This window comes from Roseibium sp. ROS1, assembly GCF_054658215.1.
In genome coordinates this window covers 902,566-927,526 of record NZ_BAAGIG010000002.1, presented here as the reverse complement: position 1 = coordinate 927,526, position 24,961 = coordinate 902,566, and the positions used below count along the sequence as shown (strand labels likewise).

The following is a 24,961-nucleotide window of genomic DNA, read 5'->3' as shown; positions in this document are numbered from 1 at the left end:
CAAATTGCCTGCCAACGGTTGCGGTGCACTCGCGTCTCGTGCGAGTGTGCCCGCCATGACCAAACAATTTATGAGAAATACTCCGTCCCATCCGGAGGAAACCGTTTTTTCGGTGACGGAGACAGCCGTGAATGACGGGGGTGCAATCATGTCGGTGAACAGCAGTGACTACACTCTGGGTGAACGGATCTGCAAGGCGCGCGATGCCTCCAATCTTTCGACCGCCCAGCTTGCACGTCGGCTGGGCATCAAGACATCCACCCTGCAGAGCTGGGAAAGTGACCGGTCCGAGCCGCGTTCCAACAAACTCGTTTTGCTTGCCGGTATCTTGAATGTAAGCCCGACGTGGCTGCTGGTTGGCCGGGGTACACCGCCGGTTTCGGAAAGCAGCACGACCTCCGATCTCGACAGCATGCGTGTTGCCCTCGACAGGGTTCAACGCCAGGCTCAGGCACTTGCCGACGAGATTGCCACGCTACAGGATCGTCTTGAAGGCTGATCCATTTCGCTGAATGACCAATCTTCTTGCAACGGCCGCCAATAAAAAGGTGGCCGTTTTCAAGCGCTTGATTTGCTTGACTCAAAATTCTGCAAAGCAATGGGACTGGTGTCCTTCGGCGCAGGCGTTTAGTGCATCATCCGCATCCCCGCCCCTCTTGGGTCGCCAGACCGTGGCCTGACTGCTTGTTTGTCTGCCTACTATTTTCCGGCACAGTACGCTTGGCCGGGAAAAGCGCTTGCCAGACCTCGCGCCTCCCCCCTATCTCTAGGTCAACGATTTCCTGGCCGGAATCGAGCGAAGGCCCGAAAGCTGGACCCTCCAGCCTTTCTGGCTCCGCTCCTCGCGTTCGTCAGAATGCACTCACTGCCGGGCGATCCGTCAGACCACCAGCGTCTGCCCCTCTCACGGTTCAGGAAACTACCCATGTCATTGAATGCAGCACTCTTGAAGGAAAAAGTGTTTATCGGCGGAGCATGGAGCGATGCGGACAGCGGACAGACCGTCGCCGTAACCAACCCTGCGACCGGAGAGACGATCGGAACCGTTCCCTTCTGCGGGCGTCCTGAAACCGCAAGGGCGATTGCGGCTGCCGACGCCGCGCTTCCCGCCTGGAAAGCGTTGACGGCAGAGGCGCGGGCCAACCATATGCACGCTCTCTGCGATGCCATCATGGCCGACCTGGACGACCTGGCCGCCCTCCTGACCACGGAAATGGGCAAGCCGCTTGCTGAAGCCAAAGGCGAAATTGCGCTTGGTGTGAAATACATCCGTTTCTTTGCCGAGGAAGGCAAACGGGTTTATGGCGACACCATCCCCTCGCCCTGGGCAGACCGCCGCATTCTGGTGACCAAGGAACCTGTCGGGGTCGTCGGCTCGATCACTCCCTGGAATTTTCCGAATTCGATGATTGCCCGCAAGCTTGGCGCAGCCCTGGCCTCCGGCTGCACAATGGTGATGAAGCCTGCCGAATTCACCCCTTATTCAGCGCTGGTCTACGGCGTGATGGCTGAAAAATCCGGTCTTCCCAAGGGCGTGATCAACATCATCACAGGTGACGCTCCGGCGATTGGCGAGGAGATGTGCGAGAACCCCGTCCTGCGGAAACTGACGTTCACCGGTTCAACCCGTGTCGGCAAGCTGCTGGCCGGGAATGCTGGCCGCAACATGAAGAAGATCTCCATGGAGCTCGGCGGCAACGCGCCCTTTATCGTTTTCGACGATGCCGACCTCGACAAGGCCGTCGAAGGAGCAATTGCCAGCAAGTTTCGCAACTCCGGGCAGACCTGTGTCTGTGCCAACAGGCTCTATGTGCAGGCAGGCGTCTACGACGCTTTTGCCCAGAAGCTGAAGGACGCGATGGTAGCGCAGCTCAAGGTCGGCAACGGTCTTGAAGCCGGAACGACCCAAGGCCCGCTGATCAACGAAGCTGCGGTCGAAAAGGTCGCCGATCACGTGCAGGATGCGCTGTCCAAGGGTGGTGAATTGATTGCAGGCGGACACCGCCCCAACGGCCCGGGAACGTTTTTCGAGCCGACACTGATCACCAAGGCGACGTCCGAGATGAAAGTGGCACGCGAAGAAACCTTTGGCCCGCTTGCCGTTCTGTTCAAGTTCGACACCGAAGAAGAAGCGGTGCGACTTGCCAATGACACCGAATTCGGCCTCGCCTGTTACTTCTATACCAAGGATCTTGGTCGCACCTTCCGCGTCATGGAACAGCTTCAGTATGGTCTTGTCGGGGTCAACGAAGGTGTCATCACGACAGAGGTTGCCCCCTTTGGCGGCGTCAAGGACAGCGGCATGGGCAACGAAGGCTCGAAGTACGGTCTGGATGATTATCTGAACGTGAAATATAGCTGCATCGGCGGCCTCGGCATGTAATTGCCTTGCGTCCCGGCCCGACGCCGGGACGCATTACGCTGCGTTGAGCAGTGTCGACTGGAGATTGGCGGAACTCATGGGGCGCCCGAAAAGGTAGCCCTGACCGCACTTGCAGCCCAGTTCGCGAAGCCGCTCAGCCTGTTCAACGGTTTCGATACCCTCGACGATGACGGACATTCCATAGCCCTTCGCCATATGCAGAACTGCCTCGATTACGGAGATGTCCTGTTTGCTGGCGATCGACTGGCGAACAAATGTCTTGTCGAGCTTGATCTTCGAGAACGGATACTTGGGCAGGTAGCCGAGTGAAGAATAGCCGGTCCCGAAGTCGTCCAGTGAGAAGCTGCAGCCGAACGCCCGCATTTCTTCCATGGCAAACTTCAGGTCGAGCGTTTCATCGATGAACAGGGATTCCGTGATCTCGAGATCCAGGCGGTCCGAAGGGAAGCCGGTTCGTTGCAGCGCCTCGCCGACAGTGGCAACAAGATTGCCGCGGCTGAACTGTATGGCTGACACATTGATGGACAGACGGAGGTGGCTCGACCAGGTCAGCGCTTCCTTCATTCCCCTGTTCAATGCCCAGGCACCCAATTCCACGATGTAACCGTTCTCCTCAGCAATCGGAACAAACTCGGCGGGTGAGATCGGTCCCAGTTCCCGATGGTCCCATCGCAGCAAGGCTTCAACACCGAAGATCGACCGGTCGGCCAGATTGGTGAGTGGCTGATAGACCATGTGCAGCTCGTCGCGGACGATAGCCTTGAAGAGTTCCGTCTCCAGTTGGCGCCGGCGCTGTAGCGCTGCGTCCATCTCCGGCAGAAAACGCAGGACCGGCGACCGGTTGTTTCGCCGGACTTTGGCAAGGGCATTGCCGGATTTCTTCAAAAGATGCTCGGGTGTCATGTCTCCGCTGGTAACGATGTACCCGAACTTGAGCTGCACCGAGATCCTGGCGCCTTCGATCTTGTAGTCCTCGCCGATCACTTCCTGGAGTGACTCGATCAGCGCCAGATCCTGATCCGGCTCACAGCGAAATACGCCTGCAAAAACATCTGCTGTAATGGCTGCCCATGTCGTGCGAGCGGAAAGATGGCTTTTCAGACGCATCGCGACCGTTTCACGAAGCTGGTCACCGTAGGAAAATCCGAGCGAAGCAACGATCTGATCGAAATTGGCAATCGCGAACTGAACCAGACAGACCTCCTGGCCCGTGCCGCGAGCCAGCTTAAGCGTTGCAGCAACTTCTTCTTCAAAACCGTTCCGGTTGAAAAGCCCGGTGCTTGGATCGAACCGTGCGAGATAAGCAAGGCGTTCCGCGGATTCCTTTTCTTCGGTCACATCCCGACATGTCAGACAGGCGACCGCTTCGGTTTCCATATCGCGCAGTTTCTTCGATTTCGCGATCGTGCGTTCAGAGCGCGTGACGACATATTCGATAAACCGGCGTCTTCCGTCGTCAAGGCGCATGTCCAGAATCTTGGCCACCGGCTGACGGTTTCCAGGGTCGGCAAGAACTGACAAAGCTTCTTCAACCAGCTCCAGCGGCAGTACATTCCTGGCAGGCTTACCGACAAGAGCATCGCTTTGGAACAATGAGCGGGCCATTTGGCTTGCAGCGGAGACACGACCGTCATTCTGAACGACAACGATTGCATCAAAGCTGTCGTCGAAGACAAGTCCGAGCATACGCTCGCTGTTGCGGCGTCTGACGTTGGCGATGTGTGAGAGAAGCTTGTGAAAGCCCAGTTCCCGCAAGACGATACTTGCGGCTGCCAACAGCAGAATGAGATGCGAGCTTGCGGTCGGCACAAGGACGGGAGCCGACTTCTGGATGGCAATGGCACCAATTTCAAACATGATCGCGCAGAGCGCAAGAATGCTAATCTTGAGGGCCCAGCCTTCAATTTTCGTCAAAAGCAGAGCGAAGAAGACGAGAAGTGCCCACAGGACCGCAATCCCCTCACCCCTGACTTCCATTGCCCTGTTCTGCAACAGCGTTTCGGCCCCGAGTGCCTGAATTATACTTCCCGGCAAGACATCGTAGACGGGAACAGGAAACAGGTCTCGAAGCTCCTGCGCACTTGCACCGACGATCACCTTCTTGTCCAGAAACAGACCTGGGGCCGCTGACTTGTTCAGGACATCAACAAGCGATACCCGCTCCATCTGTTCCAGTGAGATGCTGTAATCAATGCCGAAACTTCCGGCTGCGTCTCCGGTGTACTCGCCCAGGAGAGCCGCGGCAGAGATCTCCGAATTCCCATTGATCTCGAAACCGTACAGATTTCGCCAGATGCGGCTGTCGGTTTCCATCGGAACCATGACGACGACCGGCCAGGCTACATTCAGAAACTGTTCGATCGGCTGGTTGACGACTTGCCCGGCATCCTGTTCAGCCGAAGCGGCTTGCAGGAACGTGGCAAGGCTGACGTTCCCGGCGCGCTCGATCGCGGCTGCAAACAGCGTGTCATCTTCAGGATTGGAAGTTGAGCTGAAATCGATGTCGAATACGATGTCGCGGGCGCCCGCTTCAGCCAGATGATCTGTCAGGTCGGCATAAAGACGGCGCGGCAATGGCCATACGCCAAGTTCATTCAGGCTTCTGGCATCGATATCCACGACCACGATGTCGCCGGAGACCGGTCTTTCGATCGTATGGAAACGAAACTCCCAGAGAAACCGATCGAACGCCGTGGTCAGGGCAACCGTGCGCAGAACAGCCACGGCGGCGATCACGCCGACCACGATCAAGACCGCGCTCGCTATCCGTTTCCGCTGTTCAGAGCTTCCGATCAGCACACCCACCGCCCACTTTCTCAGTCCGCACTTCAGGTGTCAGAGGCAAAGCCTTGCACCTGCGGTATCCTGATTACCGTCAGTTCTTGTTTTTTCCGTTTCCGTTTCCGGAATTGCCTTTGCCGTTTCCGCCGGCATTGTTGTTGCCGCTCCCGGAATTGCCATTGCCTGAGTTTCCGTTGCCGGAATTCCCGTTACCATTGCCACCGGAATTGCCGTTACCGTTGCCGCCGGAATTGTTGTTACCGCTTCCGGAATTACCATTTCCGTTGCCACCGGAATTCCCGTTGCCGTTACCACCGGAATTGCCGTTACCGTTACCACCGGAATTCCCGTTGCCATTGCCTCCGGAATTGCCGTTACCGTTGCCACCGGAATTACCGTTTCCGTTGCCACCGGATTTCCCGTTGCCGTTGCCATTGCCGCCGAAATTGTTGTTGCCTTTGCCGGCATTCCCGTTCGAGTTCGCCGATTTCGCTTCTGCTGCATTTGATGGCACGTTTTTCACGGCCGGTGTTTCAAATGCAGGCGCGCGCTTGGCTCCAGGTTTTACGGTCGGTTTGGTACGACCGCTCACAGACAAGCCAACCCGGTTTGACGGTGCACTGGCTGCAGCCTGACCGGCTGTCAGGTCCACCCTGTCGCCGGAGGCGAAATCTTCCACAGCGACAACGCCTCGTTCGACGGAAACGCGAGCCTGCTTGCCCTGGACATTGACCTCAAATCGCGTACCTTTCACCACAGCGGCAAAAAACGGGGTTTCGACGGTGAAATGCGGCTGCTGCCGTTTTTCAACATCGACCTCGATCGTCCCCTTTCTCTGCAGCAGTGTGGTCTTTGCTCCATTGCTGCGAAATGCCGACATGGCAAAGGTGGTGTTCGGCCCAACGGCGATGGTTTCGCTGCCTCTGCCTATGAGAGCGCGGGCACCTGCCCTGGTTCCGATGGTGTAGCCTTTTTCAAACACCATGCCCTTTTTGACACGGAAAGCTTCCACGCCAGGCGCAACGAAATAAACGATGCCGGACACACGTTTGACAACCCAGTCCGAAGCATTCGCAGTAGCAGGAAGCAGAACCAGAGCTGCAAGCAAGAGGACCCGCAGAAGTGATCCTGCTTTCCGCTCGACTGAATACATAGCGTCTTTTTTCATCTTGCTCTTCAACACGTTACGACTGACTGTCAATGCCGTGCGCAGAACCCACGGACAGGTTTATTGAGTTCTACACATCCTGTGTAGCATTTCAGCGTTTAACCCAACGTGAAGACAGGCGGAAAATATTGCCTATGCTCGTCACTAGTTGCGATAAACGACTACTTCAAAACAGAAAGGAGCTAGGTAATCTTCCGTAAAATACGGAGTTACCCAGCCCGATCTCCACGACTTGTATCCGCCAATACGGATTGCTTGTCGTCATATTCCTGGAACGTCTTCAGCAGCAGCGAGACTTAATATCCCGAGCGATACCTTTTCGCAGACGGAGTGGCGTTACCGACCCTTGCCATTTCCGTTGCCACCGGAATTGCCATTGCCGTTGCCACCGGAATTGCCATTGCCGTTGCCGCCGGAATTGCCGTTGCCGTTGCCACCGGAATTGCCGTTGCCATTGCCGCCGGAATTGCCGTTGCCGTTGCCACCGGAATTGCCGTTGCCATTGCCGCCGGAATTGCCGTTTCCGTTGCCACCGGAATTACCGTTTCCGTTGCCGCCGGAATTACCGTTTCCGTTGCCGCCGGAATTACCGTTTCCGTTGCCACCGGAGTTGCCATTCCCGTTGCCACCGGAGTTGCCGTTGCCATTGCCACCGGAGTTGCCATTGCCGTTGTTCCCCGAGCGGGAATCTCCAGCATTGCCCCGGTTGCCGCCATTGGCAGCTCTTGCTTCAGCTTTGGTAGCTGGCACGTTCTTCACGACGCGTGTTTCGAATGAAGGAGCCCGTTTGGGGCCAGAACGCACCGCAGGCTTGTTCTTTCCGCTGACGGATAAACCGGCGCGGCGCGAAGGGTTGGTGGCGGCCGCCTGACCGGCGCCTACGTCGGCACGATCTCCGGATGCAAAGTCATGAACACCGACAACGCCCCGCCCCACATTGACCGACGCAGTCCTGTTGCCGACCTTGACCCTGAACTGAGTTCCTTTGACAACAGCGGCAAGGAAAGGGGTTTCCACTTTGAAATGCCGATACCACCGGCGCTTTACGTCCACATCTACCTGACCAAGGTCCTGGTAGACGACCATTCGCTTGATCAGCACGCCCTTCGGCTCAAGCGTCACAACAGAATTTGGAGAAACAACGAATGTTTCTTCACCCCGATTGATGACTACACGCCCACCGCCGGTCTTGATCTTCCATCCCTTGCGCACCGTCATGCCACGCTTGACGGCAAAGGTCTCGCCGGCACGGGTTTGCACCATGACCCGGCCGCTGACGCGTTCGACCGACCAGTGCCACGGCGTGCCACCTGTCTCCGCGTCTTGCGACAATGCCTCTTGAGAAAACCAGAAGGCCATAAGGGCAGCCAGCAGAAGCGACGCTGCCAACCGCATCCGGAGATCCCAGAACTGTCCAACGTCATCAGCTTTTGCTGCCATGCAACTGGCCTGACCTGAGCAATTGACGTTTATTTTGTTGGACATGGGAGCCCTCTCTTGGCCCAGCTTCGGAAGCTCGGCAAGCTATTCCGCCCCCGTTAACAAGACTTGAATTATAATGGGAAACCTTTTTATTTCATTCTTTTAGTAAAAATTGTTCTATCATCTAACGTTTCCAACTTTTTCCCATATTAGATAAAATTTTAATATTAAAACTATTTAAGATTGTGTTTTTGGATAACTAGAGAAAAATCACAATCATAGATACCTGCGATCCCTGATCGAAATGGCGTATGACGCTCAAAATATTTTTTCAATCATTCCAAAACAAAACGGCCAGGAACCCGTAAGTTCCCGGCCACGCCAGTCAATGATTTCCGTCTGAATGCGAGTTGCATCACGCCGAAGCGTCAGACGGTTGCCAAAAGCTCTTTTTCCACGGACTTGAAAATTTCGACCTGGTCGATGTTCATTTGTTCGACGCCGCAGCGCACGGCTTTCTCGAAAACGGCTCGTTCAGACCCGGCGTAGAACATCTGCGTAATCAATCCGGCCTGCTTTGCCTCGTTTATGAGATTCTCTTCCAGGTCATCCTCATGGAATTCCAGTATATGCGCACCCTGGGCAACGGCGCGCTCGACCGAACCAACGTGAGCGTAAAGAACCATGCGCCGCAGGTCCGGTACCTTTGCACGGGCTTCAGCGCGGATTGCCTGATCGAACGAAAACGTCCAGGCGTCACTCAGCATGCCGCGGACTGCCAGCATGTCGCGAATTTCCGCAGGGTCGCCTTCCTTGATCTCAACATAGGTGCCAATACGGCCCTTGCAGGTATCTAGAAACGTGTCCAGCCTTGGAACACGTTCGCCCTTGAAGGTCTCCTTGAACCAGTTCCCTGCATCAAGAAGGTCAATTTCGTCGGAAGTCATATCCGAAATTCGGCCACTTCCATCCGTCGTCCGGTCAACAGTTGCATCGTGCATCACGTAGAGGATGCCATCCCTGGACGGCCGAACATCCAACTCGACAACTTCGGCGCCAAGCGCAATTGCTCCCTCGAGCGAGGCAATCGTGTTTTCCGGAGCCTGAAGGCTGGCTCCGCGGTGGCACACAACGACGGCTTGTTTCACGGTTAGGTCTCCTGTGTCTCCAGAGTGATATCCGGAGCTTGGATAGGGCTGGCAAACGGCCACTCTAGAGGGAAGTCGATGAAACAGGTGCCTGAAATTCTTGATGAAATGATGACACTGCAACTTCCCTCGAAATTTCAGTTGCTTACCGGTCGCAACAACCCATAATTGAATGACTGGACAATTCACCTCAGGCTCGGAACTCTATCGCGATTCTCCCCCAATACTGCAGGGTCGACTTTCTATCCCCCTGACGCTTGAAAATCTTTCCAAAGCCACACAGTTAACGGTGAAGAAATCAACTGAATTATTGTTCAGCATTTACGAACAGTCAGTCAAATTGCACCGCACAATTTTCTTCCTATGTTCCAGTCTGCAGCGTTCATGAGCGAACGCTTCTGGTAACATCTATGAGGTTTGATCATGATCCGTCTCGCAGCTTCTGCGCTTGCCCTTTCCCTCGTCGCAGGCACCGCCCTTGCCGAACCGGTGGCCTACGACTTCGACAAGTCCCACGCCAACCTGGCTTTCTCCTATAACCACCTTGGCTACTCCACGACCGAAGGCCGTTTCGGCGAATGGGAAGGCACGCTGCTGATCGACAAGGACACACCTGCAAATTCCTCCATCGAATTCACGATCGACGTCGGCAGCCTCGACACGTTCTGGGCAGAGCGCAACGCGCACTTCCTGAGCGCGGACTTCTTTGACGCTGAAAAATTCCCGAAGGCGACCTTCAAGAGCACCAAGGTCGAAAAGACCGGCGACAACCAGCTGGAAGTGACCGGCGACCTGACCATCAAGGACATCACCAAGCCGGTGACCCTGACCGTTGATGTCACTGCACTTGGTGAGCACCCGATGGCGAAGAAGGAAGCTGCCGGTTTTGCCGTTTCCACAGTTCTGAAGCGTTCCGACTATGGAATGGACATGTATGTTCCCTATGTAGGTGACGACATTACCGTGACCTTCCATTCCGAAGCGCTCAAGTCCGACGCGACCAACTAAGTGAACACCCTCGGAGGCCGGACAGACCGGCCTCCGTTTTCCAGGAGCCGCCATGCTGCGCAACACTTCAACCGGGTATGGAAGAATCGCCATTGCGTTCCATTGGACGATGGCAGTCTTGATCATCGGCATGCTTGGCCTCGGCCTCTACATGCACCAACTTCCCCCGACCGAACAGGCAACCTTTGAGCTCTATCAGTTGCACAAGTCGATCGGCTTTGTGGTTCTGACGCTTGCCGTGCTCCGTCTTGTCTGGCGCCTTCTCAATCCTTCGCCGAAACTGCCTGACAACATGCACCCGCTGGAAAAGGCCGGGGCGCATCTGGGACATGTCGGCCTGTACGCGCTTCTGTTTGCACTGCCACTGACCGGCTGGTTCATGGTGTCGGCCTCGCCGTGGGGCATTCCGACCATCCTGTTCAACACCTGGCCAGTGCCGCATCTGCCGGTTCCAGGTGTGCTTGGTTCGCAGGAACAGGCGGAAACCTTCTTCAAGCTGCTGCATGAATACGGCGCCTATCTGCTGATTGCGCTGATTGCCGTCCATGTCGCAGCTGCGCTGAAACACCACTTCATCGCCCGCGACGCCACGTTGAAACGCATGATTTCAACCGCACCCGCCAAGGCCGATAGCTGACAACACGAACTGGAAATCCGCAGATGACATTGAAGCATTTTACATATGCCGTTGCAGTCCTGTCGGCGACGACCTTCACCGCACCGGCGTTTGCCGACACCTGGAAAGTCGATCCGGACAAGAGCAAGCTCGGCTTTGAAGTCAAACAGGGCGGCGGCACGCTGACTGGCGTCTTCGCGTCGTGGGAAGCAGACATCGATTTTGATCCTGCGGCCCCTGAAACCGCCAAGATCAGCGCTGAAATCAAACCCATGAGCGCCACCACCGGCAACGCCCAGTTCGATGGCACCCTGCCTGGCAAGGACTGGTTCAACGCCGGGGACTTCCCGACGGCCGAATTCACGTCCGACACTGTCGAGCTTGTCGAAGGCAACAGCTACCGGGCACAGGGCACGCTCTCCATCAAGGGAATTTCCCAGCCGGTCGAGATGGATTTCACCCTGGACATCGCGGGCGACACCGCCACAGCTAAGGGGACGGCCATCGTCAACAGGCTCGACTATCAGCTTGGCAGCGGCGTCGGCACCGACACGGTCGGAGATATCGTCACCGTTACCCTGGATCTTACGGCGATCCGCTGACATCGCGTTCGGCAAACAAGACTTCCGGCTCCGACCATTTGATCAGGCTGCGGCACTTGGCGTCCGCAGCCTTTTTGCCGTATGAGAACAGCACTCAACGTTCCAGCGCTTCCCGATGTGACGGGAAGCAGCCAGATCAGGAAAGCCTCCTATGAACGCTCCGCTCACACCTCCAGCTTATCAGCACAGCGCCCTTTTCCCTCAGGGAGAAGACAAGACCCCGTATCGGAAATTGACGTCGGACCACGTCAAGACAGCCGAGTTCAACGGCGAAGAGGTACTGGTTGTCGAAGCTGAAGGTCTACGCCTTCTTGCCGAAGAGGCCTTCAAGGACATCAACCATTTCCTGCGTCCAGGCCACCTGGAACAGCTGAAGAAGATCCTGGAAGATCCGGAAGCGACCGAGAACGACAAATTCGTTGCGTTTGACCTCCTGAAAAACGCGAACATCGCCTCCCACGGTGTTCTGCCGATGTGCCAGGACACGGGCACCGCAATCATCATGGGCAAGAAGGGCCGCCGGGTCTGGACCGACGGGTCGGACGAAGCGGCACTCGGCGAAGGTTCCCGGGACGCCTATTTCAAGAAGAACCTGCGGTATTCCCAGCTCGCGCCGATTTCGATGTTCGAGGAAAAGAACACGAGCAACAACATGCCGGCACAGATCGAGCTCTATGCCGAAGGTGAAGATGCCTACAAGTTCCTGTTCATGGCCAAGGGTGGCGGTTCGGCCAACAAGACCTTCCTGTTCCAGGGCACGCCATCCCTGCTGACCCATGACCGGCTGGTGGAATTCCTCAAGGAAAAGATCCTCACGCTCGGCACCGCGGCCTGCCCGCCCTATCACCTTGCGATCGTCATCGGCGGCACGTCTGCGGAAATGAACCTCAAGACAGCAAAACTGGCTTCGGCCCGCTATCTTGACGGCCTGCCGACGCAAGGGTCGGAACTCGGACATGCCTTCCGTGACCTCGAGCTGGAAGCCGAGATCCACAAACTGACCCAGGCAACCGGCGTCGGTGCCCAGTTCGGCGGCAAGTATTTCTGCCACGATGTGCGTGTCATCCGCCTGCCGCGTCACGGCGCGTCCTTGCCAATCGGCCTCGCCGTGTCCTGCTCTGCGGACCGGCAGGCCGTCGGCAAGATCACGAAAGACGGGATTTTCCTGGAACAGCTCGAGATGCACCCGGAAAAATACCTGCCGGAGGTCACCGACGACCACCTGTCCGACAATGTGGTGAAAGTCGACCTGACCCGGCCGATGTCCGAAATCCTGGGCGAACTTTCCAAACACCCGATCAAGACCCGGTTGTCGCTTTCCGGACCGCTGATCGTTGCCCGCGACCTTGCCCATTCCAAGCTGCGTGACCGGCTGGAAAGCGGCGAGCCCCTGCCCGACTATTTCAAGAACCATCCGATCTATTACGCTGGCCCGGCCAAGACACCGGAGGGAATGCCTTCAGGTTCGTTCGGTCCGACAACCGCAGGACGCATGGACGCTTATGTCGATCAGTTCCAGGCAGCCGGCGGCTCCATGGTCATGCTGGCCAAAGGCAACCGTTCCGCTCAGGTGCGCCGCGCCTGCCAGGCTCATGGCGGGTTTTATCTCGGCTCCATCGGCGGTCCGGCCGCTCGCCTTGCGCAAGATTGTATCAAGAAGGTGGAAGTGGTCGAGTTCGAGGAACTGGGCATGGAAGCCGTCTGGAGAATCGAAGTCGAGGATTTCCCGGCCTTTATCGTCATTGATGACAAGGGCAACGACTTCTTCAAGGAATTGAACCTCGGCTGAACGCGGCTTCAGCTGAAAACACCAGACCCGCGGCTTTTGCCGCGGGTTCTTTTTTGTCTGTCGACACACCAACAACAGTAACCACGCGCCGTTTTGGCGCGATTTGGATCGCGGTCATACGATTCGGAATTGGGCGCGGAATCGCCCAATCCGGATCAAAGATAGCTGACGATTTATGCCAAGGCGGGCAAATTCCACAATCTCAGCGAGCGAATGCGTCTTCATCGCGTTTTTCACGAAAAATCCGTTGCAATTTCAGCACAGACGCAGGACATGGTCGGTGGTCACATCAACGTGAGATTTTCCCGAACGCCGTTTTGCGACATAATAATTAAGAGTGCGGCAAGGACATTTTCGTAACGTCACTTTGATTGAGAATCGCATCGTTGAGGCACCAGCCCGATGCTGATGGGGGATCGGAATGAAGAAACTTTTATTTGTAATGGTTGCGGTTCTGGCGGGCGCTTTTGCGCTGACCGCTCAGGCAGCTCCGCGATATGGCTACTTTGACCACAGCACGAACACCTGGGTCACTCCGAAATATCACCCGGGCGGCCCGTCCCCGGTCAAACGCAAGCGCGTGAAATATGATGGCCCGTACCCTGCAGGCACGATCGTCATCGATACCTCCGAGCGTCGTCTTTATCATGTCCTGCCTGGTGGCAAGGCCATGAAGTACGGCGTCGGCGTTGGCAAGGATGGCTTCCAGTGGGCCGGCACGCACCGTATCACCCGCAAGGCTGAATGGCCGAGCTGGACCCCGCCTGCACAGATGCGTGCTCGTGAACGTGCGAAAGGCCGTATCCTTCCGGCTTACATGCCGGGTGGACCGAACAACCCGATGGGTGCTCGCGCGATGTACATCGGCTCGACCCTCTACCGCATTCACGGCACGACTGAGCCGTGGACCATCGGTTCGGCTGTCTCTTCCGGCTGTATCCGCCTAGCAAATGAAGACGTGATCCACCTCTACAACAGCGTGACTGTTGGTTCGAAGGTCATCGTGAAGCGCTAAACTGCGGCACCAATTACCAAGAAATAAAGCCGGGCCCTGCCCGGCTTTTTTATTTGATGCTCACTTCTAAATCCCAGCTTGATCAATTTTCCGGGATGTGGGCATCGATCAGCACCGCTGCCGCGTTCTTTGCCGCACCTGACGGATCCGGGTCGAACCCCATCTGAGCGGCTACGATTGCCCCTTCCTTGAGAAGGAGGATCTGTCGTGCCAGCAGATCCGCCTCGCGAGCCCCCGCCTTTTCCGCAAGACTCCTGAGTGCCGACAGAAGCAGGCGCTTGTGTTCGGTGGACTGGGCATATGCAGGGTGTACGGGGTCCTGAAACTCAGCCGATGCCTTGATGAACATACATCCCTTGAAACCGGGTTCTTCGAACCACTCTTTCAGAATATCAAAAACTGCGAGAAGCTTTTGCCTTGGCGAAAGATCGCGTTCATCCAACCTGCGCAGGAACCAGTTCCGGAAAGTCTCGTCCCGGTATCTCAACACCGCCAGGATCAGATCATCCTTGGTTCTGAAATGCTTGAACATCGTCGTCTTGGAGATGCCTGTTTCAGCAACAAGCGTATCCATGCCGGTCGCATGGAAACCGTCTCTGTAAAAGACAGCCAGAGACTTGCGTACCAGTTCATCGCGTTTGCTTGGTCGCATGAGCTTCCTTTCTGTACTAACTTGTAAATAGTCAAACATCAGCGATCGTTCAAGATACCCAAAATAGGTGCTACCCAAACAGCCGAAACACGACCTCCTCACGTTTTAATGATCTCAGGCACGAAGTTAGCGCCTTGCCATCATGTACAGATCGGTACATATATAACTCGTAACTGAACAGATCGGTACACATTTATCTGTTTAACACTGCGAGGCAAACCCATGTTCTCACCAAGACCTGCATATCCGCGCGGCTTCTATCTCTTCGGCGCACTTGTTGCCGGGGTACTTGTGATCACATCAGCCTTGACCCCGGCCCCCCAGCCGCTGGACGCCCGCCTTCATGCGGGGTTGGCCTCGTCTCCTCAAATTCAGACTCTGGAGCTAGCGCGATGACAGAACAGCGCCCCCCGCTGCCGCCTTTTACCCTTGAGACCGCCCGCCAGAAGGTGCGTGCTGCGGAAGACGGCTGGAACAGCCGGAACCCGGAGAAGGTCTCGCTAGCCTATACACCGGACACCATTTGGCGGAACCGGTCGGACTTTCCGGTTGGGCGGGAGCAAGTGGTGGAATTCCTCACCAGCAAATGGCAGAGGGAACAGGAGTACCGCCTGATCAAGGAACTGTGGACCTTTGCCGGCAACCGGATTGCGGTTCGCTTTGCCTACGAATGGCACGATGCGGCCGGACAATGGTACCGCTCCTACGGCAACGAGAATTGGGAGTTCGCACCCAATGGACTGATGCATCGCCGATTTGCCAGCATCAATGATCTCGCCATTTCCACGAATGATCGCAAGATGCACTGGCCTCAGGGCCCGCGTCCGGCAGACCATCCTGGCCTGAGTGAACTCGGACTTTAGCCAGCCACAACTCTAACTAGCCCGCGAAAGCCCGGAACGTTTAAAGACGTTCAAGCAACCGGTGCCCTGCGTTCAGCAGGACACCGGCAGGTGATCCAAAAGACCGGAAGGGCAGCTCAATGTCCGGACAGCATCATCTCGCCGTCGTGCAGGAAACAGCCCTTGTCGAAGTGCGATAGATCGACAGGATTGGTCGTGCGGATATCGGAGAACCCAGGCAGTGACCGGATCTCGGGATCAAAGCTTCTGTGGACCTGCGACAGGAAGACGAGCGTGATACGCTGCTTGTTTGCAAATTGTCTCAGCTCCTCGATCTGCGCACCGAGCGGTGGCTGCGAGCGATGCTGGTCCATGACCTGAAGATAATCGATGACGGCAATGGAGCCCGGCACAGCGTCAGCCAGCGTCTCTTCAATATTCTCGGCGCAGACGTTGTCGGAAAGCCTAATCCGGAACGATCCCGATTTTTCCGGATCGCGGTATCCGCTGGCGGATAGCTTCATACGAACATCGCGATAAGAACATTCTGACGAAAAGAACACGGACGTTCGACCGGCCTTGGCCGCTTCTGCAAGCAACTCGAGCCCCAGCACTGTTTTGCCGTGCCCCGGCCGTGCACCAAGGATGACCATATCGCCGGGTTCAAGCGCTGACAAAAGCCTGACCGACGGGCCTTGGTCGCGTACCGCAGACGCGAGATGGCTCCAGCTTCTGAAACCTTCGCGAACAGCAATTGCGTCCAATGCGCGGCTCAACGCGATGGATTTGTTGCGGGCGAGTGTTCGGGCTTCACGCTTCAGGCGGAAAACGGGTGCAGTGAGTTTCATGGTGCGACCTCCAGATCGCGTGCATCAGCCGCAGTCCCTCCTTATGCGAACGCACGATCGTCTGGTTGCCAGTATGAAACGACCCTGCAGTTCGGCTGCTGCTCCTGATGGAGGGGGATGGCTTGGGTCGAGCCACGCCCTTTATAGCTGATTCCAGCTGGCTTCAGCCAGCCCGGCCTGCTCTCAATCAACGATCCCGTGTCAGGCCCTTGTCCGCCAGTTCCTGCAGGTAGACACCCCAGTGTGCTTCCGGATCTCTGCCTAGCTCGAGGAAATACGTCCAGGTAAAAATCCCGGAGTTATGCATGTCGTCAAAATGGATACGGACAGCATAGTTGCCGACAGGTTCGATCTTCATGATCTCGACGTTGCGTTTGCCGGGCACGGTCTGCTTCTGGGAAGGATTGTGGCCCTTCACTTCCGCCGAAGGTGAACACACCCGGAGATATTCGGCAGACAATTCGTGCCGCTCACCCGTGTTGAAAGCAACAGTCAGGCTCTTCTTGTCTTTCGATACGCGTAGTTCCGTCGGCCAGGGAGCAGTCGGGTCGGTCATCTCCGGGTCCTTTGATTCCACCCGGCACACGTCGCCGGGACTTGCGCGCGGACGATACCGGTAGCACCGGCACCGTCAAGCGGCGTCTTGTCCCGCCTGCTTCACCGCTTCATAGCCGTCAAGCGCTGCCTTGCGTGCCTTGGCATGGTCGACCAGCGGTTTCGGATAGGTCTCGCCAAGCGTGATACCGGCCTTTTTCAGGGTTTCGGCCGGAGCATCAAACGGCGCAAAGAGATAGTGCGTGTCCAGATCGCGCAGCTCTGGAACCCATTTGCGGATATACACACCTTCCGGATCGAATTTTTCTCCCTGGGTAATCGGGTTGAAGACCCGAAAATAGGGAGCAGCATCAGCGCCTGATCCTGCGACCCACTGCCAGCTTGCGGAATTGTTGGCAAGGTCCGCATCCACCAGCGTGTCCCGAAACCAGGCCTCGCCATGGTGCCAATGAATACGCAGATGCTTGATCAGGAAACTCGCCACGATCATGCGCACCCGGTTGTGCATGTATCCGGTTTGCCAGAGTTCGCGCATGCCGGCGTCGACAATCGGATATCCCGTTTGTCCTTTCTGCCACTTCTCCAACGCGTCGCCCGGCTCCTGCCAGGGATAGGAATCAAAGGTTGAACGCCAGTTGTCCGACGGCAATTTCGGAAAATGGTAGAGCAAGTGGTACGCAAATTCCCGCCAGGCAATCTCGGACAGGAATTTCATACCGTCACCGGCAACCGACGATTTCCGGTCCATTACCTTCTGCGTTGCATGCCAGATCTGTCGGGGTGAGATTTCGCCGAAGTGGAGATGCGGCGACAAGCGCGACACATTCGGAAGATCCGGGCGATTGCGCAATGTGCCATAGCCCTTCAAGCCTTCCTCGAAGAAGCCGTCCAGCCGCTCCGCAGCACCGGCTTCACCGGGCTGCCAGCAATCCTCCCATCCCTTTGCCCAGTTAGGCTTCGTGGGCAAGAGGTCAAAGCTCTCAAGCGTTTCACCGCCATCGTAGTCCGCAAATTCCAGCTTCTCCGGTGCTGGCAAGGCGTCATCGATGGTCTTTTGCTGAGCTGCCTTCCAGAACGGCGAATACACCTTGAAGGGGCCGCCGGATTTTGTCTCCAGTTCCCAGGGTTCGAACAAGAGGGACGCCTTGAAGCTTTTGACCTCAAACCCGTCTTCTTTCAGCACCTTCTTGAGATCGGTGTCCCGCTCGATTGCATGTGGTTCGTAGCATCGATTCCAGAAGACGGCCTCGGCCTCGACTTCCTTTGCAAGCTGTGGGATCAGGTGTCTCGCGCTCCCCCGCAGGAAGATCAGACCCGGCAGATCCGCCTTCAAGGACGCCAGGCTGTGATGCAGCCACCAGAGGCTTGCCCCGCCAAGCGGGTGCGTTTCACCGGCCTGCTCTGATGGTTCAAGGATGAAGACCGGAAGGACACGTCCCTTGCGGGCCGCCTCGAACAGGGCCGGATTGTCTTTAATGCGCAAATCCTGTCGAAACCAAACAAGTGTTGTCATGCTGCTCCTGCCGCTTGCTACAGCTCAGATACGCCGCAAAACACAATCGGATCAATGGTGTGCTGGATTTTTTGGCTCCAATACCGGGCGAGCGGCAAGTAAAGTGGAGCTCCTAGGATTGTGACCGGACCAAGCACTCGTCAGAACGCTTTTCGATGCAGGTTCCTGGTCGCGCAGGCGAGTGAATTCCGGCATCTTTCCAATTGATTTGACAAGAGTACACTCACGAGTTTACCTGATGCCGTAAACCGGACATTTGCAGTCCGGTTTCAATTGATCTTGCCCGCATCGACGCCATATGATCTGGATAAGATAAAAATCGAGGGAGAGCGAAACGTGACAGACGGCAAGATTGTGGTCCCGGCACAAGCGGCAATCGGAAAAGCGGAATCACATGGTCCGATGATCGACCCGTTCGGCCGCGCCGTCACCTACCTTCGCGTCTCCGTGACTGATCGTTGCGATTTCCGTTGCGTGTATTGCATGGCGGAAGACATGACCTTCCTGCCCAAACGCGAAGTGCTCAGCCTTGAAGAGCTCGACCGCCTGTGCACTGCCTTCATCGAAAAAGGCGTCCGTAAACTGCGCCTGACCGGCGGTGAGCCGCTGGTCCGCAAGAATATCATGAGCCTTATCCGCAGCCTTGGCCGGCATCTGGACAGTGGCGCTCTGGAAGAGTTGACCCTGACCACCAACGGCTCGCAGCTCGCCCGCTACGCGCAGGAACTCTACGATTGCGGCGTGCGCCGGATCAATGTGTCGATCGATACGCTCGATCCGCAGAAATTCAAGGCAGTCACCCGCTGGGGCGACCTTGGCAAGGTCATGGACGGAATCCGCGCAGCGACTGCCGCAGGCCTCCAGATCAAGATCAATATGGTTGCTCTCAAGGACGTCAACGAGCATGAGATCGTGACGATGCTTGAGTGGTGTCATGAGCACGGTCATGACCTGACCCTGATCGAGACCATGCCACTTGGCGAGATCGACGGCGACCGCACGGACCAGTATCTGCCGCTCTCGACCGTGCGTGCGCGCCTGGGCGAGAAGTTCACATTGACGGACATCCCCTACAAGACCGGCGGACCTGCCCGGTATGTGACTATCGCGGAAACCGGTGGTCGTCTCGGCTTCATCACGCCGATGACGCATAACTTCTGTGAAAGCTGCAACCGGGTGCGCGTCACCTGCACCGGCCAGCTATACATGTGCCTTGGTCAGGAAGACATGTCGGATCTTCGCGCGCCTCTGCGCGCTTCGGAAGGGAACGACCTTCTGAACGATGCGATTGATGAGGCCATCGGACGGAAGCCAAAAGGGCATGATTTCGTGATTGACCGGAACCGCAACCAGCCTGCAGTTTCCCGGCACATGAGCGTCACCGGCGGTTAAACAGCCAAAACTTCAACTACCCAGGCAGCAGCAAGTTCAGCGACCTTGAAAGCCGGCAAAACTATTCTGCCGGAACGAGGTCGGCGCGCGTGGTGTAGAACCTGATGCAGACGGTCGCGATCAGGCTGCACCCGATGCCCAGTCCCATCATCAGGATCATGCCCCAGGGCGAAGAGGCCAGCAGACCATCGGCATACAGCGAGGCGACGATGGAACCGGCCAGTGCGCCCATGGCGACCTGAAGTGAGGCCGTCAGGCCGGAAGCAGCTCCCGTCAACTCCGGCCGTACACTGACAGCACCGGACAAGGCACTTGGCAGGCAAACCCCATTGCCGAGACCAAGAAGGAACATCGGCAGGAAGAGGCTGGGTGCGCTCAACGCTCCGAAATAGGCAAACCCGGAGATTATCGCCACGCAGACAACGCCGATGAGAGTGCCGGACAGTATCATCCGAAACAGGCCAACTCGCTCGGCAAACCGGCCGGAGATGAAGTTTCCAGCGATATAACCGAGCGCCACGAACATGAAGTAGAACCCCATTTCCTGCGCACTCAGGGACAGGAGATCGGCGGCAATAAAGGGAGCCCCTCCCAGATAGGCGAAGTAGGCAAGCGCGTTGGACGCCGCTGTCAGACTGTAGCTCCAGTAGAGCGGCTCACGGCAGAGGGTCGCGTAGGATTTCAGGATCTGCCGCCCACCGGCCGCTTTTCGGTTCAGGTGCGTTTCAGGCAGAAGCGCAATGCTTGCCCACAGAACCGCCACTCCGAACATCAGCAGCAGCACAAACCCGCCCTGCCAGCCATAGTATTGATCCAGAATTCCGCCGATTGCTGGTGCCACTGTCGGCATCACCGCCATGCCCATGGTGACATAGCCGATCATGCTGGCCGCCTGCTTGGGGCTGTAGAGATCACGCAGGATCGCACGGCCAAGGACCATTCCCGTACAGCCACCGGCTGCCTGAAGAACCCGGGCGGCGATCAAGGCTTCGATTGTTTGTGCAAACAGACAGAACACGCTGCCGATTACGAACAAAGCCATGCCGAGAATGATTACCGGCCGGCGGCCGAACTGATCCGACAAGGGTCCCCAGAACAACTGGGAAACCGCAACCGCGATGAAATAAGCGGACATCGAGAGCTGGATCTCGCCCGCAGTTGCGGAAAAGACCACCATCATTCCTGCCAGGGACGGCAAGTATATCTGCATGGCAAGCGGGCTGACCGATGAAATCGCTACAAGCACCGCCAGGGATGGTTTGGCATCGGTGCTGGAAGTCTGAGTTCGGCTTGTGAGCATGCCCGGGAAGGAACCTTTTGGTTTTCACCCTCGCGGGCGATATATTCAGGTTCGAATATATATTGGCCGCGTGATCCGGACGTGAAAACCTGAATTGTTACAGGCCCAACATCGAAAGACGGCAGAAACCGCTAATGTTTCTCCTCATTGGCTTTGAAATTGTTTCAACTTTGCAAGCTTGACCCGAGCCTTCGCAACGGGTGGAAACTGCTGCATTTCACGGATAAATCTGCGATCGCCGCCACCAGTCCTGCAGCCAGCTAAACCCGGACGAAAAAAGGCCACAGCTCTCGCCGTGGCCAAAACTTGTCTCGTCGCCTAATCAGGAATTACCCAGGGATCGGCCCTGCCCTGTATCAATCGAAGACGATGTTGGGGGCCGCTCGTGTGGGTTCCGCGCTCTCCCGATCAATGCTGTCGAGTACCTTGGCGGCAATGTCCTTGTAGATGCCTGCGACCGAGCCTTCAGGATCGGACACCACCACCGGTGTTCCGGCATCGGAGGTTTCACGGATCTTCATCGTCAAGGGAATTTCGCCCAGGAACGGAACCTTCAGCCGGTCCGCTTCCGCGCGCGCTCCGCCATGGCCGAAGATATCATGGCGACCACCGCAATCGGGGCACTGGAAGTAGCTCATGTTCTCGACAATCCCCAGCACGGGAACATCGACACGCTTGAACATGTTGAGGCCCTTGCGGGCATCGATCAGGGCAAGGTCCTGCGGTGTCGACACGATCACGGCTCCGGCCAGCGGCACTTGCTGGGCCATGGTGAGCTGGGCGTCGCCGGTTCCCGGAGGCATGTCGACCACAAGGACGTCAAGTTCGCCCCAGGCCACTTCGCGCAGCATCTGGGTAAGCGCGGAAATAACCATCGGCCCACGCCAGATCATTGGCGTTTCCTCTTCCACCATGAAGCCCATGGACATCACCTTGATGCCATAGCCTTCCATTGGCTTGAGCATCCTGCCCGACAAAGCTTCCGGCCTGCCGGAAACATTGAACAGCCGCGGCACCGAAGGACCGTAGATATCGGCATCCAGGACGCCGACCTTCTTGCCGAGGGAGGCCATCGCCAACGCAAGGTTCGCCGTAGTGGTGGATTTGCCAACACCGCCCTTGCCGGACGCAACCGCGACAATGTGCTTGATGCCCGGCACGCCCGGTTTTGCAGGCGCCTGCTCTTCCGCAGGTCGCCGAGGCTGTTGGGGGGCTGGTTTGGGAGCTGATTGTGGTGCCGCATTGCGAGCGCCGCCCGCCGCCCGTTCGGCAGTCAGCGCGACCATCACGGTTTCGACGCCATCCACTTCCTTGACCACCTTTTCAGCGGCCTGGCGCAGAGGCTCAAGCTCCTGTGCGCGTTCTGCAGGAACGGTGATGGAAAAAACAACACGGCCATCGGAAACAAAAACGTCCGAGACAAGGCCCAACGAGACGATATCGCCTTCAAGGTCTGGTCCCTTGATCTGCCTCAGTCGTTCCATGACTGCGCTTTTTATGGTGTCGGTCATCTTTCGGTCCTGTTTCGTACACCGGCCACTGTGTTCAACCGGCTATTTCCGGTGCGAACTCTAGTTCGCCGCTCCTTTCAGGCAACCTGCCAAAATGAAGCACGGCGCGTTCCGGTTTCAGACCGCGAGTCATAGAAGGGGTGAAAATCCGACACAAGCCCTGCGCAGTTGAAAGCCGCAAGCTTCAGAAGCTTTCATAACCATGGAATTGGCCATGGTTGCTGCTGGATCTCACGATTGTTACCCCTCCTCAAAGGGAGACAATGTTTTCGTTGAACCGCCAGACGGCCCGGTTAATTTGTTACGGTCCTACACAGCGTCCTTCCCAAGACATTCCAGCTTCAGGAATTTGACATGCCAACCTGCCTTATCACCGCAGCCAATCGCGGGATCGGTTATGAACTTGCCCGCGCAGCACTGGACAGTGGCTGGACCGTTTACGGCTCCGTCCGCACGCAGCAGTCCGCTGACGAGACAGCGGAACGGCTCGGCAAAGATTTTCATCCGCTGGTTTTCGATGTGAGAGACCATGCCGCCGTTCGCGCGGTCGCCGGTGACCTCGACACCCCGCTGAACCTTTTGATCAACAACGCGGGCATCATCACTCCGGAACGTCAAAGCGCACTGGATATGGATTTCGAGGGTTTTGCCGATACCCTGGCTGTCAACACCCTTGCACCTTTGGCGGTCTCGCAAGCTTTCCTGCCCCATTTGCGCCGGTCTGGATCCGGTCGAATCCTGACCATCTCCAGCCAGATGGCCTGGATGGGATACCGGAAGTCGGACACCCTCGCCTACCGCGCCTCCAAGGCGGCAGTAAACAAGGTTATGCAGGGGCTGGCGACCGATCTGGAACCGGAAGGCATTCCGGTCGCGCTGATAGATCCGGGCTGGGTGCGTACAGACATGGGTGGCCAGCTGGCAGACAATGACCCGGTGGATGTGGCGCGGGGCGTTCTGAAGATTGCCGGTTCCCTGTCTGTTACCGATACCGGAAAGTTCTTCAAATGGAGCGGTGAAGAGCGCCCGTTCTGACGTGCCAATTCGACTGGAGACACATGATGGCCTGGCCTCTCCCCGTAACCCTGAAGGGCAGTACCGGCACACTTGCGCCCTTGAGCCTATCCCACGCCGCCGACCTGGCTGAAGCTGCCGCCGACGGCGAACTGTGGAAGCTTTGGTACACCAGCGTCCCGAATCCGGATGCCGTTCGGGTGGAAATTGAAAGACGGCTGTCGCTTCAGGAAGCCGGCTCAATGCTTCCTTTCGCCGTGTTGACGCCAACTGGCAAGGCCGTTGGCATGACCACCTATATGAACATCGATGCGGCCAACAAGCGCGTCGAAATCGGTTCGACCTGGTATCGCAAGGCGGTGCAGCGCACTCGCCTCAACACGGAATGCAAACGCATGCTGCTGGCACATGCATTTGAGGAACTGGACTGCATCGCGGTCGAATTCCGGACGCACTTCATGAATCACCAAAGCCGCGCCGCCATCGAAAGGCTAGGTGCCAAACTTGATGGTGTGCTGCGATCCCACCAGCGCTCGCCCAACGGAGCGCTCAGGGATACGGCGGTTTATTCGATTCTTCCTCACGAGTGGCCTGCCGTAAGAGCCAGTCTGGATTTCAAGCTCGAAGCTGGTGCCTGACCTCCTTATCCACACAAAGATGTGCGCACGTTGTTTTGCACAGTTTTCTTGTTCTGTTCACCGGGCTGCAAAGCACACTTTTGCGGAGGACTTGGCAACGCTTCGGTAACACGAAAAGCTCTTCTTCGTATTTGACTCAAATTTTAAGCAAATGTGAGGAATTGAAGCGCAGGCTGGTTTCATCGGCAAAAGGATGGACACGCCATGGAACTTTACCGCGCCTGCTACCGAAGCAAGATCAACTGGGGCAAGATGCGTCTGCCCCTGCCCGACGAAATCGACAAGACGTTGCTGCGTATTCGGCGGATCAACAGAAAGGCCGGCGTAACCGGTGCGCTTCTGCTGGTCGATCAGCACATCATCCAGGTTCTGGAAGGCCTGACCGGCCCGGTGCTTGATACCGTCTATTGCGTGATGAACGATCCGCGTCTTGAAGCCATCGAGGGCATCATTCACGAACCGGCGGATTTCCGGCTGTTCCCGAATTCGCTGATGTTCTTCCGGGATCTGACCGATGGCCTGGCCGCTTCCAAGCACGACGTGCTGCGCCCCCTGCTTGACCATCCTGCCGACGTAACGCGGGAAGAAGCCTACCGGGCGTTCGGACATTTCGCGCAGGAACTTCAGGAAGGCCGCCTGACCAACGACATGTTGATGATCTGAGCCACTCCGGGTTTTCTGCCGCGGAGCCCCAGCTCATCTCATGTTTCGCAAAATTATCCGGTTCGTGGCCGCAAGGTCCTAGTCCGATTGCCAGGCATGCC

General features: G+C 56.9%; 22 protein-coding genes. 12 read left to right on the top strand and 10 right to left on the bottom strand.

From position 1 onward, the window contains the following. The first annotated feature begins 127 nt into the window (after nucleotides 1–127). On the top strand, nucleotides 128–499 hold the full coding sequence (locus tag ACYQ6M_RS12425) for a helix-turn-helix domain-containing protein (RefSeq protein WP_228148044.1): 372 nt from the start codon (nucleotides 128–130) through the stop codon (nucleotides 497–499). A 426-nt stretch (nucleotides 500–925) separates the two neighbouring features. Beyond that, complete coding sequence (locus tag ACYQ6M_RS12420) at nucleotides 926–2,383, top strand: NAD-dependent succinate-semialdehyde dehydrogenase (protein ID WP_460074113.1); 1,458 nt, start codon at nucleotides 926–928, stop codon at nucleotides 2,381–2,383. Nucleotides 2,384–2,416: 33 nt separating this feature from the next. Here the strand turns inward: ACYQ6M_RS12420 and ACYQ6M_RS12415 are convergent, their stop codons facing one another. The 4 genes from ACYQ6M_RS12415 to ACYQ6M_RS12400 form a co-directional block, all read right to left on the bottom strand. Then, on the bottom strand, nucleotides 2,417–5,182 hold the full coding sequence (locus ACYQ6M_RS12415; protein WP_209014805.1) for an EAL domain-containing protein: 2,766 nt from the start codon (nucleotides 5,180–5,182) through the stop codon (nucleotides 2,417–2,419). A gap of 76 nt (nucleotides 5,183–5,258) precedes the next feature. Continuing rightward, a complete protein-coding gene (locus ACYQ6M_RS12410; protein ID WP_460074111.1) occupies nucleotides 5,259–6,332 on the bottom strand; it encodes a FecR domain-containing protein in 1,074 nt (357 codons plus the stop codon). A 336-nt stretch (nucleotides 6,333–6,668) separates the two neighbouring features. Beyond that, complete coding sequence (locus ACYQ6M_RS12405) at nucleotides 6,669–7,772, bottom strand: FecR domain-containing protein (RefSeq protein WP_460074109.1); 1,104 nt, start codon at nucleotides 7,770–7,772, stop codon at nucleotides 6,669–6,671. Between the two features lie 410 nt (nucleotides 7,773–8,182). After that, the gene (locus tag ACYQ6M_RS12400) at nucleotides 8,183–8,902 is read right to left on the bottom strand and encodes a glycerophosphodiester phosphodiesterase family protein (RefSeq protein ID WP_062488933.1); all 720 of its coding nucleotides are present in this window, start codon (nucleotides 8,900–8,902) and stop codon (nucleotides 8,183–8,185) included. 423 nt (nucleotides 8,903–9,325) lie between these two features. On the opposite strand from ACYQ6M_RS12400, the gene ACYQ6M_RS12395 reads away from it, so the two are divergent. The 5 genes from ACYQ6M_RS12395 (at nucleotide 9,326) to ACYQ6M_RS12375 (ending at nucleotide 13,932) form a co-directional block, all read left to right on the top strand. Next, entirely contained in the window at nucleotides 9,326–9,910 is a 585-nt protein-coding gene (locus ACYQ6M_RS12395) for a YceI family protein (protein ID WP_022999451.1), read from the top strand. Nucleotides 9,911–9,962: 52 nt separating this feature from the next. Then, nucleotides 9,963–10,547 carry a cytochrome b gene (locus ACYQ6M_RS12390; protein WP_077293030.1) on the top strand — a complete coding sequence of 195 codons (585 nt, stop codon included), beginning with the start codon at nucleotides 9,963–9,965 and terminating at the stop codon, nucleotides 10,545–10,547. Nucleotides 10,548–10,570: 23 nt separating this feature from the next. After that, nucleotides 10,571–11,128, top strand: a complete 558-nt coding sequence (locus ACYQ6M_RS12385) for a YceI family protein (RefSeq protein ID WP_022999453.1) — start codon at nucleotides 10,571–10,573, stop codon at nucleotides 11,126–11,128. 151 nt (nucleotides 11,129–11,279) lie between these two features. Further along, the gene (locus ACYQ6M_RS12380) at nucleotides 11,280–12,917 is read left to right on the top strand and encodes a fumarate hydratase (RefSeq protein WP_075283804.1); all 1,638 of its coding nucleotides are present in this window, start codon (nucleotides 11,280–11,282) and stop codon (nucleotides 12,915–12,917) included. Nucleotides 12,918–13,338: 421 nt separating this feature from the next. Further along, nucleotides 13,339–13,932, top strand: a complete 594-nt coding sequence (locus ACYQ6M_RS12375) for a L,D-transpeptidase (RefSeq protein ID WP_031268808.1) — start codon at nucleotides 13,339–13,341, stop codon at nucleotides 13,930–13,932. 82 nt (nucleotides 13,933–14,014) lie between these two features. Here the strand turns inward: ACYQ6M_RS12375 and ACYQ6M_RS12370 are convergent, their stop codons facing one another. After that, a complete protein-coding gene (locus tag ACYQ6M_RS12370) occupies nucleotides 14,015–14,584 on the bottom strand; it encodes a TetR/AcrR family transcriptional regulator (protein ID WP_460074105.1) in 570 nt (189 codons plus the stop codon). A 392-nt stretch (nucleotides 14,585–14,976) separates the two neighbouring features. Between ACYQ6M_RS12370 and ACYQ6M_RS12365 the strand changes: the two genes are divergently transcribed. Beyond that, nucleotides 14,977–15,447 carry a nuclear transport factor 2 family protein gene (locus tag ACYQ6M_RS12365; protein ID WP_077293034.1) on the top strand — a complete coding sequence of 157 codons (471 nt, stop codon included), beginning with the start codon at nucleotides 14,977–14,979 and terminating at the stop codon, nucleotides 15,445–15,447. Nucleotides 15,448–15,563: 116 nt separating this feature from the next. Here ACYQ6M_RS12365 and ACYQ6M_RS12360 read toward each other — a convergent pair whose 3' ends face one another. The 3 genes from ACYQ6M_RS12360 to ACYQ6M_RS12350 form a co-directional block, all read right to left on the bottom strand. Continuing rightward, nucleotides 15,564–16,274, bottom strand: coding sequence for a DNA helicase (locus tag ACYQ6M_RS12360; protein WP_460074102.1), 711 nt, complete (start codon nucleotides 16,272–16,274; stop codon nucleotides 15,564–15,566). A gap of 187 nt (nucleotides 16,275–16,461) precedes the next feature. Continuing rightward, nucleotides 16,462–16,830 (bottom strand): gamma-butyrobetaine hydroxylase family protein, encoded by a 369-nt coding sequence (locus ACYQ6M_RS12355; RefSeq protein ID WP_055656473.1) that lies wholly within the window; start codon nucleotides 16,828–16,830, stop codon nucleotides 16,462–16,464. A 75-nt stretch (nucleotides 16,831–16,905) separates the two neighbouring features. Continuing rightward, the gene (locus ACYQ6M_RS12350) at nucleotides 16,906–18,342 is read right to left on the bottom strand and encodes a cryptochrome/photolyase family protein (RefSeq protein WP_209169133.1); all 1,437 of its coding nucleotides are present in this window, start codon (nucleotides 18,340–18,342) and stop codon (nucleotides 16,906–16,908) included. Nucleotides 18,343–18,744: 402 nt separating this feature from the next. Between ACYQ6M_RS12350 and moaA the strand changes: the two genes are divergently transcribed. Next, the gene (gene moaA / locus ACYQ6M_RS12345) at nucleotides 18,745–19,734 is read left to right on the top strand and encodes a GTP 3',8-cyclase MoaA (RefSeq protein ID WP_228872803.1); all 990 of its coding nucleotides are present in this window, start codon (nucleotides 18,745–18,747) and stop codon (nucleotides 19,732–19,734) included. A 61-nt stretch (nucleotides 19,735–19,795) separates the two neighbouring features. Here moaA and ACYQ6M_RS12340 read toward each other — a convergent pair whose 3' ends face one another. Beyond that, a complete protein-coding gene (locus ACYQ6M_RS12340; protein WP_022999463.1) occupies nucleotides 19,796–21,034 on the bottom strand; it encodes a multidrug effflux MFS transporter in 1,239 nt (412 codons plus the stop codon). 356 nt (nucleotides 21,035–21,390) lie between these two features. Next, nucleotides 21,391–22,545 (bottom strand): Mrp/NBP35 family ATP-binding protein, encoded by a 1,155-nt coding sequence (locus tag ACYQ6M_RS12335; RefSeq protein WP_460074099.1) that lies wholly within the window; start codon nucleotides 22,543–22,545, stop codon nucleotides 21,391–21,393. Between the two features lie 354 nt (nucleotides 22,546–22,899). Here ACYQ6M_RS12335 and ACYQ6M_RS12330 point away from each other — a divergent pair, with 354 nt between their 5' ends. From ACYQ6M_RS12330 to ACYQ6M_RS12320, 3 genes are all read left to right on the top strand, one after another. Next, nucleotides 22,900–23,580, top strand: a complete 681-nt coding sequence (locus ACYQ6M_RS12330) for an SDR family oxidoreductase (protein WP_370200650.1) — start codon at nucleotides 22,900–22,902, stop codon at nucleotides 23,578–23,580. A gap of 26 nt (nucleotides 23,581–23,606) precedes the next feature. After that, nucleotides 23,607–24,197, top strand: a complete 591-nt coding sequence (locus tag ACYQ6M_RS12325) for a GNAT family N-acetyltransferase (protein ID WP_460074097.1) — start codon at nucleotides 23,607–23,609, stop codon at nucleotides 24,195–24,197. Nucleotides 24,198–24,401: 204 nt separating this feature from the next. Then, nucleotides 24,402–24,860 (top strand): BLUF domain-containing protein, encoded by a 459-nt coding sequence (locus tag ACYQ6M_RS12320; RefSeq protein ID WP_152506763.1) that lies wholly within the window; start codon nucleotides 24,402–24,404, stop codon nucleotides 24,858–24,860. Nucleotides 24,861–24,961: the final 101 nt, after the last annotated feature.

What these genes read in the sequence shown, in the direction of transcription:
- ACYQ6M_RS12420 (WP_460074113.1), top strand. Translation starts at nt 926, where the DNA reads ATGTCATTGAATGCAGCACTCTTGAAGGAAAAAGTGTTTATCGGCGGA.
- ACYQ6M_RS12410 (WP_460074111.1), bottom strand. Translation starts at nt 6,332, where the DNA reads ATGAAAAAAGACGCTATGTATTCAGTCGAGCGGAAAGCAGGATCACTT.
- ACYQ6M_RS12405 (WP_460074109.1), bottom strand. Translation starts at nt 7,772, where the DNA reads ATGGCAGCAAAAGCTGATGACGTTGGACAGTTCTGGGATCTCCGGATG.
- ACYQ6M_RS12395 (WP_022999451.1), top strand. Translation starts at nt 9,326, where the DNA reads ATGATCCGTCTCGCAGCTTCTGCGCTTGCCCTTTCCCTCGTCGCAGGC.
- ACYQ6M_RS12390 (WP_077293030.1), top strand. Translation starts at nt 9,963, where the DNA reads ATGCTGCGCAACACTTCAACCGGGTATGGAAGAATCGCCATTGCGTTC.
- ACYQ6M_RS12385 (WP_022999453.1), top strand. Translation starts at nt 10,571, where the DNA reads ATGACATTGAAGCATTTTACATATGCCGTTGCAGTCCTGTCGGCGACG.
- ACYQ6M_RS12380 (WP_075283804.1), top strand. Translation starts at nt 11,280, where the DNA reads ATGAACGCTCCGCTCACACCTCCAGCTTATCAGCACAGCGCCCTTTTC.
- ACYQ6M_RS12375 (WP_031268808.1), top strand. Translation starts at nt 13,339, where the DNA reads ATGAAGAAACTTTTATTTGTAATGGTTGCGGTTCTGGCGGGCGCTTTT.
- ACYQ6M_RS12370 (WP_460074105.1), bottom strand. Translation starts at nt 14,584, where the DNA reads ATGCGACCAAGCAAACGCGATGAACTGGTACGCAAGTCTCTGGCTGTC.
- ACYQ6M_RS12365 (WP_077293034.1), top strand. Translation starts at nt 14,977, where the DNA reads ATGACAGAACAGCGCCCCCCGCTGCCGCCTTTTACCCTTGAGACCGCC.
- ACYQ6M_RS12360 (WP_460074102.1), bottom strand. Translation starts at nt 16,274, where the DNA reads ATGAAACTCACTGCACCCGTTTTCCGCCTGAAGCGTGAAGCCCGAACA.
- ACYQ6M_RS12355 (WP_055656473.1), bottom strand. Translation starts at nt 16,830, where the DNA reads ATGACCGACCCGACTGCTCCCTGGCCGACGGAACTACGCGTATCGAAA.
- ACYQ6M_RS12350 (WP_209169133.1), bottom strand. Translation starts at nt 18,342, where the DNA reads ATGACAACACTTGTTTGGTTTCGACAGGATTTGCGCATTAAAGACAAT.
- moaA (WP_228872803.1), top strand. Translation starts at nt 18,745, where the DNA reads ATGATCGACCCGTTCGGCCGCGCCGTCACCTACCTTCGCGTCTCCGTG.
- ACYQ6M_RS12340 (WP_022999463.1), bottom strand. Translation starts at nt 21,034, where the DNA reads ATGCTCACAAGCCGAACTCAGACTTCCAGCACCGATGCCAAACCATCC.
- ACYQ6M_RS12335 (WP_460074099.1), bottom strand. Translation starts at nt 22,545, where the DNA reads ATGACCGACACCATAAAAAGCGCAGTCATGGAACGACTGAGGCAGATC.
- ACYQ6M_RS12330 (WP_370200650.1), top strand. Translation starts at nt 22,900, where the DNA reads ATGCCAACCTGCCTTATCACCGCAGCCAATCGCGGGATCGGTTATGAA.
- ACYQ6M_RS12325 (WP_460074097.1), top strand. Translation starts at nt 23,607, where the DNA reads ATGGCCTGGCCTCTCCCCGTAACCCTGAAGGGCAGTACCGGCACACTT.
- ACYQ6M_RS12320 (WP_152506763.1), top strand. Translation starts at nt 24,402, where the DNA reads ATGGAACTTTACCGCGCCTGCTACCGAAGCAAGATCAACTGGGGCAAG.